Origin of the sequence: Pseudomonas costantinii (assembly GCF_001870435.1) — a bacterium.
Taxonomy (GTDB): Bacteria; Pseudomonadota; Gammaproteobacteria; order Pseudomonadales; family Pseudomonadaceae; genus Aquipseudomonas; species Aquipseudomonas costantinii.
On sequence record NZ_MDDR01000007.1, the window covers coordinates 148,191 to 166,752 of the forward strand.

At 59.8% G+C, this 18,562-nt stretch carries 14 protein-coding genes and 1 other RNA gene; 3 read left to right on the forward strand and 12 right to left on the reverse strand.

The window, feature by feature from the left end; all coding sequences use genetic code 11:
- Nucleotides 1-30: 30 nt before the first annotated feature.
- The 3 genes from curA to dnaX form a co-directional block, all read right to left on the reverse strand.
- A complete protein-coding gene (curA, locus tag BFL40_RS05675) occupies nucleotides 31-1,065 on the reverse strand; it encodes an NADPH-dependent curcumin/dihydrocurcumin reductase (RefSeq protein WP_071483023.1) in 1,035 nt (344 codons plus the stop codon).
- Between the two features lie 247 nt (nucleotides 1,066-1,312).
- Nucleotides 1,313-1,651 (reverse strand): YbaB/EbfC family nucleoid-associated protein, encoded by a 339-nt coding sequence (locus BFL40_RS05680; RefSeq protein WP_003193199.1) that lies wholly within the window; start codon nucleotides 1,649-1,651, stop codon nucleotides 1,313-1,315.
- A gap of 43 nt (nucleotides 1,652-1,694) precedes the next feature.
- A complete protein-coding gene (gene dnaX, locus BFL40_RS05685; RefSeq protein WP_071483024.1) occupies nucleotides 1,695-3,767 on the reverse strand; it encodes a DNA polymerase III subunit gamma/tau in 2,073 nt (690 codons plus the stop codon).
- A gap of 133 nt (nucleotides 3,768-3,900) precedes the next feature.
- On the opposite strand from dnaX, the gene BFL40_RS05690 reads away from it, so the two are divergent.
- Entirely contained in the window at nucleotides 3,901-4,668 is a 768-nt protein-coding gene (locus tag BFL40_RS05690) for a substrate-binding periplasmic protein (protein ID WP_071483025.1), read from the forward strand.
- A gap of 54 nt (nucleotides 4,669-4,722) precedes the next feature.
- Nucleotides 4,723-5,097 (forward strand): VOC family protein, encoded by a 375-nt coding sequence (locus BFL40_RS32765; RefSeq protein WP_074851583.1) that lies wholly within the window; start codon nucleotides 4,723-4,725, stop codon nucleotides 5,095-5,097.
- Here the strand turns inward: BFL40_RS32765 and BFL40_RS05700 are convergent.
- Nucleotides 5,008-5,976, reverse strand: a complete 969-nt coding sequence (locus BFL40_RS05700; RefSeq protein WP_071483027.1) for a DMT family transporter — start codon at nucleotides 5,974-5,976, stop codon at nucleotides 5,008-5,010. The two genes, BFL40_RS32765 and BFL40_RS05700, sit on opposite strands and share 90 nt — an antisense overlap.
- 102 nt (nucleotides 5,977-6,078) lie before the next feature.
- Between BFL40_RS05700 and BFL40_RS05705 the strand changes: the two genes are divergently transcribed.
- Nucleotides 6,079-6,942, forward strand: coding sequence for a LysR family transcriptional regulator (locus tag BFL40_RS05705; RefSeq protein WP_071483028.1), 864 nt, complete (start codon nucleotides 6,079-6,081; stop codon nucleotides 6,940-6,942).
- Here BFL40_RS05705 and BFL40_RS05710 read toward each other — a convergent pair.
- The 8 genes from BFL40_RS05710 to smc all read right to left on the reverse strand — a co-directional run bounded on the left by BFL40_RS05710 (nucleotide 6,939) and on the right by smc (nucleotide 18,560).
- Nucleotides 6,939-7,532: an SH3 domain-containing protein gene (locus BFL40_RS05710; protein ID WP_071483029.1), complete on the reverse strand. Its 594-nt coding sequence runs from the start codon at nucleotides 7,530-7,532 to the stop codon at nucleotides 6,939-6,941. The two genes, BFL40_RS05705 and BFL40_RS05710, sit on opposite strands and share 4 nt — an antisense overlap.
- A 1-nt stretch (nucleotide 7,533) precedes the next feature.
- Nucleotides 7,534-8,580: an N-acetylmuramidase family protein gene (locus BFL40_RS05715; protein ID WP_071483030.1), complete on the reverse strand. Its 1,047-nt coding sequence runs from the start codon at nucleotides 8,578-8,580 to the stop codon at nucleotides 7,534-7,536.
- A gap of 184 nt (nucleotides 8,581-8,764) precedes the next feature.
- Nucleotides 8,765-9,715 (reverse strand): N-acetylmuramidase family protein, encoded by a 951-nt coding sequence (locus tag BFL40_RS05720; protein ID WP_071483031.1) that lies wholly within the window; start codon nucleotides 9,713-9,715, stop codon nucleotides 8,765-8,767.
- Nucleotides 9,716-9,924: 209 nt separating this feature from the next.
- Nucleotides 9,925-10,021: signal recognition particle sRNA small type (gene ffs / locus BFL40_RS05725), an RNA gene on the reverse strand.
- A 116-nt stretch (nucleotides 10,022-10,137) separates the two neighbouring features.
- Nucleotides 10,138-11,301, reverse strand: coding sequence for a zinc-binding metallopeptidase family protein (locus BFL40_RS05730; RefSeq protein ID WP_071483032.1), 1,164 nt, complete (start codon nucleotides 11,299-11,301; stop codon nucleotides 10,138-10,140).
- A 200-nt stretch (nucleotides 11,302-11,501) separates the two neighbouring features.
- Nucleotides 11,502-13,859 carry an NAD-dependent DNA ligase LigA gene (gene ligA, locus BFL40_RS05735; RefSeq protein WP_071483033.1) on the reverse strand — a complete coding sequence of 786 codons (2,358 nt, stop codon included), beginning with the start codon at nucleotides 13,857-13,859 and terminating at the stop codon, nucleotides 11,502-11,504.
- Nucleotides 13,860-13,946: 87 nt separating this feature from the next.
- Nucleotides 13,947-14,813, reverse strand: coding sequence for a cell division protein ZipA (zipA, locus tag BFL40_RS05740; protein ID WP_071483034.1), 867 nt, complete (start codon nucleotides 14,811-14,813; stop codon nucleotides 13,947-13,949).
- A gap of 258 nt (nucleotides 14,814-15,071) precedes the next feature.
- Nucleotides 15,072-18,560 (reverse strand): chromosome segregation protein SMC, encoded by a 3,489-nt coding sequence (gene smc / locus BFL40_RS05745; RefSeq protein WP_071483035.1) that lies wholly within the window; start codon nucleotides 18,558-18,560, stop codon nucleotides 15,072-15,074.
- Nucleotides 18,561-18,562 lie beyond the last annotated feature (2 nt).

Genomic DNA, 18,562 nt, shown 5'->3' on the forward strand with positions numbered 1-18,562 from the left:
ATACCCGCGCCCCGGATTAGCGTCAAATGCTCAATCCTGCGCGATCCGCACCACCAACTTGCCGAAGTTGCGCCCCTCGAGCAAACCGATAAAAGCTTCAGGTGCTTGTTCCAGGCCCTCGACCACGTCTTCGCGGAACTTGATCTTGCCATCACGCACCCACGGCGCCATGGCGCTGAGGAATTCGGGCTGACGATCACCATAGTCGTCAAACACGATAAAGCCCTGGATACGCACACGCTTGGTCAGCAAGGTCCGCTGCAGCGCCGGCAACCGATCAGGGCCGCTCGGGGGCAGGTGGGCGTTGTAGCCGGCAATCAAGCCGCACAGAGGAATCCGTGCCTTGGGGTTGAGCAGCGGCACTACTGCGTCGAAAACTTTGCCGCCGACGTTTTCAAAGTAGATGTCGACGCCCTTGAAGCAGGCCAGAGCCAGTTCATTGGTAAAGTCAGCGCTTTTGTGATCAATGCACGCATCAAAGCCCAGCTGGTCAACCACATAGCGGCACTTGTCTGCCCCGCCTGCGATGCCCACCACGCGCAAGCCTTTGAGCTTGGCCACCTGCCCCACCACCGAGCCTACTGCGCCGGACGCTGCCGCCACCACCAGGGTTTCCCCGGCCTTGGGCTGACCGATGTCCATCAGGCCCATGTAGGCCGTCATGCCCGGCATGCCCAGCACACCCAACGCCATTGACGGGCTGGGCAACCCTTTGGGTACCGGTATCAGGTTGCGACCGTCGGAAATGCTGTGGCTCTGCCAGCCAGTGGAACCGACCACCAGGTCCCCCACTTCGAACTTCGGGTTACGCGACTGCTCGATACGGCTGACAGCCCCACCGGTCATCACCTCGTCGATTTCCACCGGCGCCGCGTAGGACGGCGCGTCGCTCATGCGTCCGCGCATGTAGGGGTCGAGGGACAGGTAGAGCGTCTTCAATAGGACCTGGCCATCCGCCAACTCCGGCAAGCTCACGCGCTCCAGGCGGAAGTTTTCCGGTGTCGGTGCGCCTTGGGGGCGTGAGACCAGGACGATACGCTGGTTCAGAGTCGATTCTTGGGTCATCAGCGGGGCTCCTCTATCGGTGATTAAATTCAGCGGTATTGGGTGCAGACCCCCAAGTTACCATTGCGTAGCAGCTGTCGAGCGCCAGCGAGGCTGCGTGGGGCGTGCCTCGATTATGCACCTGGCTCGTTGAGGGCGGTGCGGCCAACGCAGCCTCGCTGGCGCTCGACAGCTGCTACGGAGGGGTGAGTAACCAAAAAAAATGCCAGGCGCGATGCCTAGCATTTCATTCTAGCTAACGCTGACCTCAGAACGGCAGCTTCATGCCCGGCGGCAGTTGCATGCCCGCGGTCACGCCGGACATTTTGTCCTGGCTGTTGGCTTCGATCTTGCGCACGGCGTCGTTGACGGCCGCAGCGAACAACGCCTCGAGCATTTCCAGGTCATCTTCGCCTACACCTGGCAATACACTTGGGTCGATGCTCACGCGCTTGATGTCGTGACGACCGGTCATCACCACACTGACCATATCGCCACCGGCTTTACCGGTGACTTCGGCGTTGGCCAGTTCTTCCTGCATCTTGGCCATCTTTTCCTGCATCTGCTGCGCCTGCTTCATCAGGCCGGCCATGCCACCTTTCATCATGGGAATCACCTCAAAAGTACGTGGATCAATTAGTAGCCCGGTGTTATGACGCTTGGGGCACCGGGGCTTCGACAGGTTCAATAGTATCGTGACGGACGACCGCGCCGAACTGTTGCATCATTTGCTGGATGAGCGGATCAGCATGGATCGAGTCCTCGGCCTCACGCTGGCGATTGATGCGTCGACGAGTGGCGGCCTGGGCCGGGGTTTCCTGCTCGGGCTTGATCAACTCGATGGCGATGGTCAGCGTGCGCTCATGGTACTGGTTCAACGCATCATTGAGTCGGCGTTGCTGGGTCGCGTTGAACAGGGCGCTGTGGGCCGGGTCCAGGTGCAGCAACCAGTGGTCACCCTCGACGGCGATCAAGGTGCAGTTGGCGGCGATGCTGCCAGTCATGCCGGAAATCGGCAGTTTCGGGAACAGCTCCAGCCATTGCAGGGCCAACCCGGTGGCCGGGGCCGCAGCGGGCTCCGCCTCGGGCTCGGGAGCAGGCTCGGCGGTGTGTTCGCTGGCCAGGTCATCGAGGTAACTGTAGGCCGAATCCATGTCCGGCTCGATGTAGTCTTCGTCCAGCGGCGGCTCGTCGTCGAGATCGATGCCTGGCGTTGCGGCGTCAACCTGGGCGACGGTCGGCTCGGGTACAGGCGCAGAAACCCACTCAGGCGCCGCCGGTACAGCGCTGTCGGGCGTAGATGTCGGCATTGGCGTTAATTCAGGCTGCTCACCGGCGGTCTCGAGCACAGGCTCAACGAAGGGCTGCAACTCGACTTCGGCGTCTACCGGATCGTTCCAGGGCAAGTCGACCACCGGCGCAGGCGCAGGCTCTGGCTCTGGCTCGATAACCGGCGCAGGCTCGACCCTAGGCGCGGCAACAACAGGCTCAGGCTCAGGCTGCGGCGCCGGAGCAACCGGCGCAGGCACAGCAACTACTGGCGCGACCACTGCCGCACCAGCCACTGGTTTGGCGGAATCAACTGTGGCCTGGCTGATCCCCACTGGCTTTAGCGGCTGTCTCGGCGCGTCTGCCGAGTCGGCGGGCCGGAAGGCCAGCATCCTGAGCAAAACCATTTCGAAGCCACCCCGCGGGTCCGGCGCCAGGGGCAAATCCCGGCGACCGATCAGGCCCATCTGGTAGTAGAACTGCACGTCTTCAGCCGGCAACGCCTGGGCCAGGGCCAGCACACGGTCGCGGTCGCCATGGCCATTGTCGACACCTTCAGGCAAGGCCTGGGCGATGGCGACGCGGTGCAGCACATTGAGGATTTCCGAGAGCACGCCGTTCCAGTCCGGGCCTTGCTCCGACAGGTGGCGCACGGCTTCGAGCAACGCCTTGGCGTCGCCTTCGATCAGCGCGTGCAACACGTCGAATACCTGGCCGTGGTCGAGGGTGCCGAGCATGGCACGCACATCAGCGGCCATGACCTTGCCTTCACCAAAGGCGATGGCCTGGTCGGTGAGGCTCATGGCATCGCGCATCGAACCATCGGCGGCGCGCCCGAGCAACCACAGCGCGTCGTCTTCGAACGGTACGTTCTCGACGCCCAACACATGGGTCAAATGCTCGACCACCCGCTCAGGGGTCATGTTTTTCAGGGAGAACTGCAGGCACCGCGACAAAATCGTTGCAGGAAGTTTCTGCGGATCCGTGGTAGCCAGGATGAATTTGACGTAGGGCGGCGGCTCTTCCAGGGTTTTCAACAGGGCGTTGAAGGAGTGGCTGGAGAGCATGTGCACTTCGTCGATCAGGTAGACCTTGAAGCGGCCACGGCTCGGCGCGTACTGCACGTTGTCCAGCAACTCACGCGTGTCTTCGACCTTGGTACGGCTCGCGGCGTCGATCTCGATCAGGTCGACAAAGCGCCCTTCGTCGATTTCCCGGCACACCGAGCAAGTACCGCAGGGCGTCGAAGTGATACCGGTTTCACAGTTCAGGCATTTGGCGATGATGCGCGCAATGGTGGTTTTGCCCACCCCCCGCGTACCGGTGAACAAGTAGGCATGGTGCAGCCGTTGGCTGTCCAAGGCATTGATCAGAGCCTTGAGCACATGGGTCTGGCCGACCATTTCGCGGAACGAGCGCGGACGCCATTTACGTGCAAGAACCTGATAACTCATCGAAAACCGTCGCAACTGGGAAGCGGAAGCCGGTAATGCTAGCGGAGCAAGGGGGAAATTGCATCCGGCACGCTCGTCTAATCTGACTAAGCTCTCGTGAATGGCCCCACAAAGGCCTGAACCCGGAGAGTCTATGCGCGTAGCCTTGGGCGCTTTATGGATGATTTCCCTTGCCAGCCTTGCGGCACCCGCGCCGTTGCGCTTCTCGGTTTCCGACAGTTGGGCGATGCCCATGGCCCAACTGTCGGACGCCCAGCCCACCCAAGGCATTTTGTATGACCTGATGTTGAGCCTGGCCACCCAAGTCGGTCGCCCCGCCGAGTTCCACGTACTGGCACGAGCGCGCATCGCCGGTGCCATGGCGCACGGCGACATTGATGTGCGCTGTTATGTCGCCCAGGCCTGGCTCGACAACCTGCCCGGCGATTACACCTGGAGCGTGCCGTTGATGGTGCAGCGTAACGTGCTGGCAGGTCGTCACACTGCACCGCAACCGGTGCAAGTGAACAAGCTCGCGCCGCAGTCGATCGGCACGGTGCTCAGCTACCGCTACGCCATCCTTGATCCACTGTTCGCTAACGGCCAACTCACCCGCGACGATGCCCGTAGCGAAGAGCTGGTCCTACAGAAGCTGGTCGCCGGGCGCTTCAAATACGCAGTCATCAATGAGTGGATACTGGACCGCTTCAACCTGAACCTGCCGCCAGACCAACGACTGCACAAAGTCGCAGTGATCGACGAGCAAAGCCTGGGTTGCATCGTACGCAATGATCCCAACGTGCCGGTGCAGCGAATCTTGCGCACGCTGCTACGGATGAAGATGTCGGGGGAGATCGACGAGCTCATCAAACTCTACACAGGGGAAAATGCACGTGCCCTGCCGACTCCTGACAAGAACTGACAGCCCGTGCTTTTAGACTGGATGCCGTTACTCACTCATTCTCAAGGAACGTGCATGAACACCGTCGCCCATTACTTCCTGCTGTACGTCGACAGCCCCGCCAACAGCGCCAACTTCTATAGCCGCCTGCTGGACAAGCCTCCGGTAGAACTGAACCCGACCTTTGCCCTGTTCATTCTCGACAATGGCGTAAAGCTTGGGCTGTGGTCGCGTCACACCGTGGAGCCTGCGGCCCAGATTACGGGCGGTGGCGGTGAGTTGGGATTTTCCGTGCCTGACAACACTGCCGTGAACACCTTGCACGATCAGTGGCTAGAACGTGGCGCCACCATCATCCAATCACCGACCACCCTGGACTTCGGCTACACCTTTGTCGCCCAGGATCTCGACGGTCACCGGCTGCGAGTGCTTTGCCTGGGCGAAAACTGATAGCCGCCGCCAGCGCCCTTCCAGGCTGATGGCCGCCACGCTGGCCAGCACGATCACCGCGCCGAGTATCACCTGCACGGCGACGTGCTCGCCCAACAGTGTCGCGGCCATCACCATGGCCACCGGCGGGATCAGGTACATCGCCACCGAGGCGCGGCTGACGTCGACGTGCTTCAACACATAACCCCAGGCCAGGTACGCCAAGGCGCTGGGGAAAATACCGAGCACCAGCACTGCCAGGTTTTCCGGCAACGGTGCCTGCGCCACGGCGGCAGGCAGACCTGGCAAATTCATACACAACATCAAGGTGCCTGACCACACCATGTAGCACGCCATGGTCAACGGGCTGTAGCGATGGGCATAGTGCTTCTGGATGGCGAAGTACACGCTCCACGAGACCGCCGCCAGCAGGATCAGCAAGCCGCGCGGGTCGATATCCCCCACGCCATGATCACCCCAGATCACCACCAGCACGCCGAGCAACCCCAGCAATACGCAGCCCCAGCGCCAAATGCTGACCCGCTCCTTCAAACAAAAGAACGCGATCAGCACACTGAACAATGGCGCCGACTGCGCCAGCACACTGGACGCCGCTGCCGTCACCCATTGCTGCCCATAATTGAGGCTCGTGTGGTGTAGAAACACCCCGAAAAAACCCAGCACCAGCAGCCACGGCAGATCCCGCAAATGCAGGCGGCCGATGCCCACCACCCCTGCCACACCGCCCATAAATACCGACGCGATCAAAAACCGTAGCAGCGCCAACTGGCCAGGGCTATAGCTGTGCAGCCCCATGTGTATACCAATCGGTGAATACGCCCAACAGAGGATGACGCCGGCGATGACTAGCGTTAGCTTTACGGGTGACGGGGTATTCATCGACGGCGTCCGGAAACAGAGAAGGAATGCCGTCAGTCTTGGCCCGGCCAAGGCGCAGGACAATTAACCGTTTCTGACTTCTGAAATCACTGGAACTGAGCAATGGAACTGGCCCAACTGAAAATGGTGCGAGCCGTGGCGCAAACCGGCAGCGTGGCCCAGGCCGCCCTGCAATTGCACTGCGTGCCGTCCAACATCACCACGCGCATCAAGCAGTTGGAAAGCGAGTTGGGCACTCCGTTGTTTATTCGTGCGGGCCGTGGGCTGGCCATCAGTGCCGCCGGTGAGATCTTCCTGGATTACTGCGAGCGCATCCTGGCATTGGTGGACGAATCCAAACGCGCGGTAGATGCCAATGCAATTCCTCGTGGCACCTTGCGCATCGGCGCCGTGGAGTCCAGCGCCAGCGGCCGCCTGCCGCCGCTGCTGGCCGAATACCACCGCCGCTACCCGGATGTCAGCCTGGAGCTGGTGACCGGCACCTGGGCGCAGTTGCTGGACGACCTGCAACACCATCGCCTCGATGTGGCGCTGGTGGCCGCAGGTAACAAGCGCGTCAAGCTCGAGCACAGCGTGGTCTACAGCGAGCGCCTGGTGCTGATCGCCAGCGCGTCCAGCGACCCGATCCATAGTGCCAAGGATTTAGCCGGGCGCACCTTGTTGGTCTGGCCGCCCGGCTGCCCTTATCGCGCAGCGCTGGAAAACTGGGTCAAGCCCTATGACTTCAAGCCGAGCATCGCCAGCTATGCCAGTTGGGGCACCATTATCGGGTGTGTAAGCGCGGGGATTGGCGTGGCATTGGCGCCGGAGGGCATCCTGGCCCGCTATGAGCAGGCCAATCAGTTGGCATCGTACCGGTTCGAGGAATTGCAGGCCGTGGACAACTTGCTGTTCTGGCACAAGGATACCCAGCGGCATCTGGCTAGAGATGCATTCGCCGGGCTATTGCGGGAGACGTTTGGCTAATCAGCTTTTGGTGCCGCCAAGCGCGCGTACTGGTCCTGGCTGATCCAGCCGGTGAACGAACGATCCTTGGCATTGGTGAACTCGACCTGGGCCCAGCCATCCTTGAAGGCCAGCACTCCGACCACATCATCCTTGACGATATACGGACGCTTGGCCGCATCGGCACCGGGCTTTTTCAGCAGGTAAGCCTTATCGGCGGACACCGTCACCAGGCCAATCCATTGTTTGTTGGCGGTCTGGGTCAGGTCCAGGCCGGTAGCAATTTCCGGCATCAACACACTGATACAACCGGGATGCTGGCGCCCCTGCTCTACAGTCAGGGTCACGCCATCGGACGAAGGCGCCACGCTGCCGGGGTAGGCGGCGTCGAGCCAGGTGGTAAGTGCTTCAGGCTTGCCTTGCAGGTAGAACGTGCAACTGCGGGTTACGCCCTCGCCCATTTCTTCCGAGTAATAACCTTCGACTTGATGCTCAGGCGTCACCGCCAGCATCAGCCCTTCGTACTTGCCCGAATGCAGTGCGGCACTGTCGGCAAATGCAGGCGCCACGGCACACAACGACAACACACCCATCGCTAGAAAACGCGTCATCTTATTTTTTCCCTTCAAGTGCTTCGTAGGCTTTTTTGATACGGCTGTCGTAGTCGCCGTAATCCTTGCCGTTATAGTTGCGCGCCATGGCGACATAATCTTTATCTTTCATAGCCTTGATCAACGCCGGGCTCTGGCTGCAAAAGCCCAGGAATGCCTTTAGTTGATTACCGGCATTGATCTTTAATGCCGCAGCGAATTCAAACACCGTCTTGTAACCGCAGGAAGTGAAGTTGAACCCCATGATCTGAAACATGCCCCAGGACGCCGACATCAACGCGGCTTCCTGATCCAGGGCAAACGCCGTGGCCATGGTTTCCCAGGCCTTGGTCTGATCCTTGTTATTGGCCTGCCACTGCGGCCCGGCCTTTTTCACGTAAGGGTACGACAGCAGCGGGTGCGCCTGGTCGTAGATGTGCTTGGTGTACTTGCGAAACAGGTGCCCTTCAAAGGCAATCACCGGCAACTTGGCAGGCCCGAAACCAGAGCGTCCACCGGACTCCACGGTAGCGAACGCCTTGATGATATTCACCGAAATGCCGCTACCCAATTGCGTGGCGGCGCTCTGGAAGTCGGTATCGGTGAGGGTCATGCCCCCATCGCACGTGGCCTGCAGCATCAATTGCCGGTTACGCCGCTCGGCCTCGACCATCGCACGCATGCGGTCCAGGTACACATTGACCGTGGCCTGTACCGCGTCGCCGTTGTTATTACCGAACACGTTCAGAAAGCTCGGAATGCGCATTGTCGGAAACGCCTTCACCGGCACTTTCACCGCCTCTTCGATCAGGCTGTTGAAGGTGCGACCGGTGGGATCAATCACGCCATCGGGGTGCGCATACTTGAGATGACGGAACTGGTATTGGCTGATGCACTGCACCAACTGGCCATCGCACTTGCCGTTTTCGGCCAGTGGAAAACCCATCTTGGGAATGATCAGATTGAATAAATATTGGATGCACTGAACATCAGCGGGCAAGTTGCGCGCTTTACCGGGCGCGCCGACCGATGCACTGATAAGTCGGGATAACCCTTGCAGGTTTTTCATTACAGACATCCTTGTTAGTTAAAGAAGTGATGGCACTTCAATATCAATTCGACACACTTGTTATACCTTGAAACAAGTGGCTGGCGGAAGCTAACAAGTTGGTTTTGGCTTGTCCAGTGGGCACATTGATAGCTGTGAGACAGCTATCAATGTTGGCAATAAATGGGGAGTCGTCGCGTCGCTGTTATTTTTTCTTCTCCAGCGCCTCATATTCTTTTTGGATTCGCTTGTCGTAGTTGCCGAAATCCGCCCCGTTATAGTTGCGCGCCATACCCACGTAATCCTTATTTTTCATGGCTTTGATCAAGGCCGGGTTCTGCTTGCAGAAGCTGACGAATGCCTGCAATTGCTCGCCCGCATTGAGCTTCATCGCGGCGACAAAAACGAATACGTCCTTGAATCCGCAGGCGGCGTAGTTGAAACCCATGATTTGGAACATGCCATAGGATGCCGACTTCAACGCGGCTTCGGGATTCAGAGTGTAGGCAGCGCGTAGGGTCTGCCACGCCGTGGCTTGATCTTTGTTATTGATCTTCCATTGCGCGTCGGCCTTTGCCGAATAGGGGGCTGACAGGTTGGGATAAGCCGTTTCGTACTTTGGTTGGGTGTACTTGTAAAAGATATGCCGCTCATACGCGATCACTGGAAACTTGGCGGGCCCGAATCCGGAACGTCCACCAGACTCCACGGTGGCGAACGCCCTGATGAGATTCACCGGGATACCATTGCCCAGGAGGGTTGCGGCGTTCTTGAAGTCCGCGTCGGTCAGCGTCTCGTGGCCGTCGCACGTGGCCTCTGTTACCAATTGCTGTTGGTCTTTCTCAGCCTGGGTTGGCGCCTGGGTACCCGGGTTTACCTTGCCTGCATCTTCAACCAGGTTTCTGAACGTCTGGCCATTAGCATCAATCACACCGTCGGGGCTTTTGGCCTTGAGGCGAGCAGTCTGATACGCGGTGATGCGCTGGACCAATTTGGGGCCGGACTTGCCGTCCTCCAGCAGGGGCAGATCGGACGTGGACCTGATCAAATTGAACAGCCGTTGAATGTATCGAACGTCGGCAGGGTCGTTAATAGCCTTGCCTGGCGTGCCGACTGAAGCCTTGATAGAAAGCGGTAAACCTTGAGGGCTGGTCATGGCAATCATCCTTGTTAAGGAAATGAGTGCCATCACTTCTTCACTACTCCAGCACTGGGGTCGTTTGCATGATTGACGCTAGCAGGCGGCCTGGCGTTGTCCAGCACAAAGCCGTCATCGCTGCGCAAAAATGGGCAGATGACCGAATAAAATATTTTTGATTTGAAACAGGAAGAGGGTTACTGCAAGAAAGAGCGTTATGGAGGCAACCCCACCAGCCACACCCCGGCACACAATGTTCCCGCTGTGGCTGCTGCCTTCCGGCTCTGACCAGGTTCACGGGTAATCGTTGCGGGGGGACCGATGGGGTCACCATAACGACGCCTGCCTCTCGGCAAGCCGCGCCATTGTACCGATCTCATCGGAAGTTACAACCGTTGGTTCCGGATAAAAAAAATGAAGGGGTTCAAGCACTTGTGCCCCTACAAAATCACGGCCTCATCCGCCCTGCCCCCTTCTTCCTGGATCACCAAGTGAATGAAGTGCAACTTGGCGATCACCGCTGGTGGCAACACAAAGGGATAGAAATCCGGCTGGCCCATGCTGCGCGACAGTTCGTTAAGCATGCCGGCCAGTTCGATCCAGGCGTTAACGAACGACAGGAACGCCGTGCCACCGGGGTGCTCGGGGTCGTAGAGCGTGCTGAGGGGAAATGGCTGGTAATCCAGGTCCATCTCGCGGGCGCTCATGCCGAAACCCAGCGCGGTGTCGACGGCGTCCATCATGTGCAGGTAGTGGGCCCAGGTTTCGGCCCAGTCTTCCCAGGGGTGCATGGTGGCGTAGGCGCTGACGCTGGTTTGCTGCCAGTCGGGGCGCGGGCCGTTCTGGTAATGCTGGTCGAGTGCATCGGCGTAACTGGCGCGCTCGTCGCCGAACAAGTTGCGAAAGGGTTCGAGCCAGTGGCTGTTGGTGATCAGCCGATCCCAGTAGTAATGGCCAACTTCGTGACGAAAGTGACCGAGCAAGGTGCGATAGGGTTCGCGCATCTGTACCCGGACCTTTTCGCGGTGAGCGTCATCGGCTTCTTTGATATCGAGGGTAATCAGGCCATTGGCATGGCCCGTCATGGGTGCGTTGCCTTCCAGGTCGATGCCGACAAAGTCGAAAGCCAGGCCGGTGTCTTCGTCGGCGCGTTTGGGCACCACTTGCAGGCCCAGGCTGATCAGTTGCGCCACCAGTCGACGCTTGGCGGTTTCGACCTTGCGCCAGCGCTCGGGGTTTTCCGGGATCGACAGGTCGGGGATGGTGCGATTGAGGCTGCACGCCACGCATAACGGCGCGGTGCTGTGGGCGGGAATCAACCAGTTGCAAGCGGCCGGGGTATCGAGATTGGCGCAGAGGCGGAAGGCGCCGGCGTCGAGGTTGTCGTCTTGTAACCAAGTGCCGACGACGGGGCCAGGTTGCAGGGAGGCGAGTCGACTTTGCTGGGGTTGGTAGCCCAGCAATGCCTGGCAGGCCAGGCACTGGCTGTTACGAAAGAACAGGGATTGGCCGCAACGGCACTGCCACACCTTGCTGTCGCGAGACGAGCCTGCCGTGAACGGTGCGGCGATGCGTGAACTGAGCTGCTCAAAATAGCGGAACATGGCCGTCTCTCCCTGTCTTGAACACCAAAAATATTCCGTAGCAGCTGTCGAGCTTTAGCGAGGCTGCGTTGCCAACACCCCCTACTTTGCGCCAGGCTCTGTACCGCATCGCCCTCAACGCAGCCTCGCTGGCGCTCGACAGCTGCTACGGCGCGCGTAGAAACTCTGAGCATCGCCAGGGAGAGATCGTTCAGTTCAAATCAGACCGTGATGTTGTGCTTGGCGAGGAAGACGACAAACGCCTCTTCATCCAGCACTTTCAGGCCCAACTCGCTGGCCTTGGCCAATTTCGAACCGGCGCCCGGCCCGGCCACCACGCAGTGGGTTTTCGCCGAGACGGAACCCGCCACCTTGGCACCGAGGCTTTCCAGTTTTTCCTTGGCGACATCACGACTCATCAGCTCCAGGGAGCCGGTCAGCACCCAGGTGTGCCCGGCTTCCGGCAAGCCTTCGACCACCTTCTTCTCGCTCTGCCAGTGCATGCCGAAGTCCTTGAGCTGCTGCTCGATGGCCAGGGCATGGGTGGCATTGTCGGCGTTATCGAAAAAGTCTCGCACGGCCTTGGCCTGCTTCTCAGGCAGTGCCTGGCGCATATCGAGCCAGTCGGCCTTGATCACGCCCTCCAAAGAGCCGAATTTATCCGCGAGCTTCTGCGCAGCGCCCGGCCCTACACTGGGCACGTGCAACTTGTCGAGTAAGCCACCCAAAGTGGTGCTGGCGGCGAACTCGGCGCTCAGGTCGCCCTGATCCTGCAATTGCAGGCCGCATTCATCCGGCGACAACAGCGCACCAATCACTTCCTGGTTGTGGCTGTCTTCAAAGAAGCTGTGGATCTCGTGCGCCACTTCCAGGCCCACGTCCGGCAAGTACGTCAGCACCTCCGGCAAAGCTTTCTGTACGCGCTCCAGGGACGCCAGCGAGCGCGCCAGCACCTTGGCGGTCTCCTCGCCTACATCGGGAATCCCCAAGGCGTAGATAAACCGCGCCAATGTCGGGGTCTTGCTGTTTTCGATGGCAGTGATCAGTTTCTTGCTGGAGATATCGGCAAAGCCTTCCAGGTCAATGATCTGTTCGTACTTGAGCGTGTAGAGATCCGCCGGCGAACCGATGAGTTTTTCATCCACCAACTGCTCGATGGTCTTGTCGCCCAGGCCGTCGATGTCCATGGCCCGGCGTGAAACAAAATGGATAATCGCCTGCTTGAGCTGTGCGCCACAGGCCAATCGCCCGACGCAGCGGTACACCGCGCCTTCGCTGACGGTTTCCTTGCCCTTGCTGCGCTTGACCAGTTGCGTGCGCTCCACATGGGAACCGCACACCGGGCAGGTCTCGGGGATTGGCACTGCGCGGGCGGTTTCCGGGCGGCGCTCAAGCACCACCGAGACCACCTGCGGGATCACATCACCGGCGCGGCGGATGATCACGGTGTCGCCGATCATCACACCCAAACGCGCCACCTCATCCATGTTGTGCAAAGTGGCGTTGGACACGGTCACACCAGCGACCTTGACCGGTTTCAAGCGCGCCACCGGGGTCACGGCGCCGGTGCGGCCGACCTGGAATTCCACGTCGAGCAGTTCGGTCAGCTCTTCCATGGCCGGGAATTTATGCGCTATCGCCCAGCGCGGCTCGCGGGCGCGGAAGCCCAGTTCACGCTGGGAGGCGATGCTGTTGACCTTGAACACCACGCCATCGATCTCATACGGCAGGCTGTTACGCCGCTCGCCGATATCGCGGTAGTAGTCCAGGCAATCCTGAATGCCCTTGGCCAGTTTCAGCTCGTGGCTAATCGGCATGCCCCACTTCTGCAACTGCTGCAGGTTGCCGATATGGGTGTCGCTGATATCCGTGGTCACGCCGTAGCAGCAGAATTCCAGTGGGCGGCTCGCGGTAATCTTCGAGTCCAATTGGCGCAGGCTGCCGGCAGCGGCGTTGCGCGGGTTGGCGAAGGTCTTGCCGCCGACTTCCAGTTGCGAGGCATTCAGCCGCTCGAAACCGGCCTTGGACATAAACACTTCGCCGCGCACTTCCAGGGTCGCCGGCCAGCCGCTGCCGTGCAGCTTCAACGGGATATTGCGCACGGTGCGCACATTGACGCTGATGTCTTCGCCAGTAGTGCCGTCGCCTCGGGTGGCGCCGCGTACCAGCTCGCCGTCCTGATACAGCAGGCTGACCGCCAGGCCGTCCAGCTTCGGCTCGCAGCTGTATTCCACCGTCGCGCCACCGCCAAACAGATCACCCACCGGCAGGTCGAGACCTTCGGTGACCCGGCGATCAAACTCAAGCATGGTGGTTTCATCAAAGGCGTTGCCCAGGCTGAGCATTGGAATCTCGTGCTTCACCTGTGTGAACGCCGACAACGCCGCACTGCCAACCCGCTGCGTCGGGGAATCACGCGTGACCAAATCCGGATGCTCAGCCTCCAGGGCCTTGAGCTCGTGGAACAACCGGTCGTACTCGGCGTCCGGAATGCTCGGCTCGTCGAGGACGTGGTAACGGTAGTTGTGCTGATCCAGTTCAGCGCGCAGTTCGAGGATGCGGGTGTGGGCGGCGGTCATGGGTGTTCTCTCATAAAGCAAAAGAGCAGCCGAAGCTGCTCAATATGTTAGTGCACGGATTCTACAGACAACGCTTAAGATCGAACCTCAGCGTTTCTGTGTCAGGGCGCGACGCTCGAACTCGACGATGCGCTGACGGTAGTGTTCGATGGTCTGGGCGGTCAGGACACTGCGTTGGTCATCCTTGAGCTCGCCGTTCAGTTCCTGGGACAGCTTGCGGGCTGCGGCCACCATCACGTCGAACGCTTGTTTCGGGTGACGCGGGCCTGGCAGGCCGAGGAAGAAGCTCACGGCCGGCGTGCTGAACAGGTCGATATCGTCCAGATCAAAGGTGCCGGGCTTGACCGCGTTGGCCATCGAGAACAGCACTTCGCCGTTACCCGCCATGCTTTCGTGACGGTGGAAAATATCCATCTCGCCAAAGCGCAGGCCGCTTTCCAGAATGTTCTGCAACAGTGCCGGACCTTTGAAGCCGGCGGCGTCGCGGCAGATCACGCTGATCACCAACACTTCTTCAGCGGCTGGCTGATCGTTCACCGATTGGCGCGGCGCGCTGCTTTTGGCCGGGGTCTCATCGGGAAAATCATCATCGCGGCTGCTGAAGCTCGGGCCGTCGTCGACGTCGAGGTTCAGGTCACCCTGATGCGGCTCAGCAACAGGAGCGCTAGCACGTTTGCCACGCTTGGAGGATGGCTCGCGAGCTTCACGCACCGGCGCGCTCATCGACGGCAAGTCATGCTCGTCCAGTTGCGGTTCTTTATGGTTATCCAGCACACGGGGCGGCCCCAGCAGCTCGGCGCTGCCGTCGTCGTCAGGCAAGTTGGACAGGTTACGGTCCAGACGGAATTTAAGCTTGCCCTTGCCACCGCGCATGCGGCGCCAGCCATCAAAAAGAATACCGGCAATGACAATAATGCCGATGACGATCAGCCACTCGCGCAGACCGATTTCCATGTAATCCCGTGCCTCTAATAAAAAATGCTGAAAAATAAGGGGTTTAGCACCGTGCAAACCGCTTTAAAACGTGGCGCCAACTCTATGTTCTGACTGACGTTTTGCCCACGCATACGAAAAATTGACATTAAACTAGCACGACCAAAGATAACTTTACACCGTCTGTCAAAATGCCTTGAACAAATATGTCCATTTGCCACTTTCGCCAGACCGCTAAACTACCTGCTGCGCGCTAAAAAATTTCTACCCAAGCCTGGCTCAGGATTCCACCATCGCCATCGCTTCTTCGACATCCACCGCCACCAAACGCGAACAGCCCGGCTCGTGCATCGTTACGCCCATCAACTGGTCGGCCATTTCCATGGCGATCTTGTTGTGGGTGATATAGATGAACTGCACCGTCTGGGACATCTCTTTAACCAGTCGTGCATACCGTCCAACGTTAGCGTCATCCAGCGGGGCGTCAACTTCATCGAGCATGCAGAACGGCGCCGGGTTCAACTTGAAGATGGCAAATACCAGCGCCAAAGCGGTCAGGGCTTTTTCTCCACCGGACAACAAATGGATGGTGCTGTTCTTCTTGCCCGGAGGCCGCGCCATGATCGTTACCCCTGTATCGAGTAGATCTTCGCCCGTCAGTTCCAAGTAAGCGCTGCCCCCACCGAAAACTTTCGGGAATAACGCCTGTAAACCGCCATTAATCTGATCAAAGGTATCTTTGAAACGATTACGGGTTTCTTTGTCGATCTTGCGAATCACGTTTTCCAGGGTGTCCAGGGCTTCCACCAGGTCAGCGTTCTGAGCATCCAGATAACGTTTACGCTCAGACTGTTGCTGGTATTCGTCGATGGCTGCAAGGTTGATCGCACCGAGCCTCTGAATACGCGCGGCAATCCGCTCAAGTTCTTCCTCTGCTTCTTTCTCGTTGGCCTGGGCGGTCAATGTGTTGAGCACGCCGTGCAGGTCGTAGCCATCTTCCAGCAATTGGTCTTGCAGGGTTTTGCGGCGCACGGTCAGGGCTTGCCATTCCATGCGTTGCTGTTCGAGCTGGCCGCGGATCAGTTGAGACTGCTGCTCGGCCTGGGTCCGACGTTTTTCTGCATCACGCAGTTCACGATCGGCATCTTCCAGGGCAATTTGCGCAGTCTTGAGCTCTTCGTCGACGGTCATGCGCTTGTCGAGCAACTCTTCGAGCTTGAGCCGCAGTTCTTCCAGCGGCGCTTCGCCCTCCTCCAGATTGAGGCTCAGTTGCTCGCGCTTTTCGGTCAGGCGCTCGGACTGCATCTCCAGGCGCTCAAGGGCCTGGCGCGTGGAATCGTGTTGGGCACGCAGGGAGCCAAGGCGCACCGCCAATTGGTGGGCGTGATCCTTATGCTGACGGGCTTCGTGGCGCACACGGTCCAAGCGCTCGCGCAGGCTGTCGCGCTGGGCCAGCAGCAGTTCGCGCTGTTCGGTGTCCAGGGCCATGCTGTCGAGAGCGTCCTGCAACTGCAGGCGCGCCTCGCCGATTTGCTCGTGCTCCAAGGCACGCTGCTCGCCCATCTCGGCCACTTCTTCGTCAAGGCGGGTGCGGCGCAGGGTCAATTGCTCGACCTTAGCCTTACTCGCTGACAGCTGGGCTTTCAATTCGCCTTGCTGGCGCGCCTCGTCCTGCAACAGGCGGCGCAGGTGTTCGCGACCAGTCTCTTGCTGACGCTGGGTGGCACGCAGGGTTTGCAGTTCGGTTTCCAGACCTTCGAGCGTGGCTTCGCGCTCTTCACGCTCGGCGCTCAGGTTGACGATTTCCTGACCACGGGCCAACACGCCGCTTTCCGCTTCGCTGGCACGGCGCACTCGCAGGAAATGCCGGCCGACCCAGTAGCCATCGCGGCTGATCAGGCTTTCGCCAGACGCCAACTGACCGCGCTGGGCCAGGGCTTGTTCCAGGGAGTCCACCGGTTTGACCTGGCCCAACCACGGCGACAGATCAATCGCCGCCTCAACTTTGTCCAGCAAACTGCCTGGCACTCGCTTGCCATCGGCCGCTGGGCTGAGCAAACGCAAATCGCCTTGGGCAAAACCGGCCAGGTCGAAGCCGCCAAAATCGTCCACCAGCACCGCTTGCAAATCAGCGCCCAAAACGGTTTCCACCGCCAACTCCCAACCGGCTTCCACTTTCAAGCCTTCGGCCAGGCGTGGGCGCTCGGCCAAATGCTGGTCGCGCAGCCATTCGGCAGTGCCGGTGCCGGGGTCCAGCGCGGCTTGCTGCAAGGCTTCAAGGGACGCCAAGCGACCGTTTAATCGCTGCAAATCACCTTGGGCCTGCTGCTGGGCCTGGGTCGCCTGTTGCAGTTGCTGACGCAGTTGCTCCAGGCGCTCCACTTGTTGTTCTTCGCTGGCTTCCAGCTCTTCCAGCGTCATTTCGCTTTCGGCCAGTTGCTCGCTGAGTTCCATGATTGCCGCGTCTTCCGGGTCGGCAGCGAGCAACACGCGCTCTTCCTGCAGACGGCGCTGGCGCTCGGCCAGGCGCTCCATGCTGGTTTCCAACTGCTGAATGCGCGACTGCTGCACTTCAGCCTGGCGACGCGGCTCGGCGGATTGCAGGTTGAACGTGTCCCACTGCTCCTGCCAACCGTGCATGGTGGTTTCGGATTCTTCCAGGGCAGCGGCGGCTTCTTCGGCGGCGGCGCTGGTGACTTCCTGCTCGGGGGTGAGCATGTCCAGCTCTTCGCCGAGGGTCAGCAGTAAAGTGCGGTCATGGCCCAGGTGAGACTCAGTCTCCAGGCGCGCGCGCTCGGCCTCTTTCAAGTCATCCTGCAACTGGCGCAGACGCTGCTGGCCATGCTGGATACTTTGCTCAACCCGAGCGATATCGCCGCCCACCGAATAGAAACGGCCCTGCACCAGATTGAAGCGCTCGGACAGGTCATGGTGCCCGTCGCGCAGGCGTTCGATGCTGGCATCGGCATTGCGCTGCTCGGCCACCAGCGCTTCAAAGCTGATTTCCTGGGTGCCGATGATCGCTTCGCGCTGGCCAACCTGATCATTCAGCGCTTGCCAACGCAGGGCCGACAGTTGCGCCTTGAGTTGGCGCTCTTCGCCCTTGTATTCCTGATACTTCTCGGCGGCCTGGGCCTGGCGGTGCAAGCGCTCCAACTGGCGCTCCAGTTCTTCACGCAGGTCGGTCAGGCGGGCGAGGTTTTCGTGGGTGCGGCGGATACGGTTTTCGGTCTCGCGACGGCGCTCCTTGTACTTGGAGATGCCGGCCGCTTCTTCGATAAAGTTACGCAGGTCTTCGGGCTTGGCTTCGATCAGCTTGGAGATCATGCCCTGCTCGATGATCGAGTAGCTACGCGGGCCCAAGCCAGTGCCCAGGAAGATATCGGTAATATCCCGGCGACGGCACTTGGTGCCGTTGAGGAAATAGCTGTTCTGGCTGTCGCGCGTCACTTTGCGGCGGATAGAGATTTCCGCGTAGGCCGCGTACTCGCCGACCAGGGTGCCGTCGGAGTTGTCGAACACCAGCTCGATGCTTGCCTGGCTCACGGGTTTGCGGCTGGTGGAGCCGTTGAAGATGACGTCGGTCATCGACTCGCCACGCAGGTTTTTTGCCGAGCTCTCGCCCATCACCCAACGTACGGCGTCGATAATGTTCGACTTGCCGCAACCATTGGGCCCGACCACTGCCGCCATATTACTGGGGAAGTTCACCGTGGTCGGGTCGACGAAGGATTTGAACCCCGCCAATTTGATGCACTTGAGCCGCACGT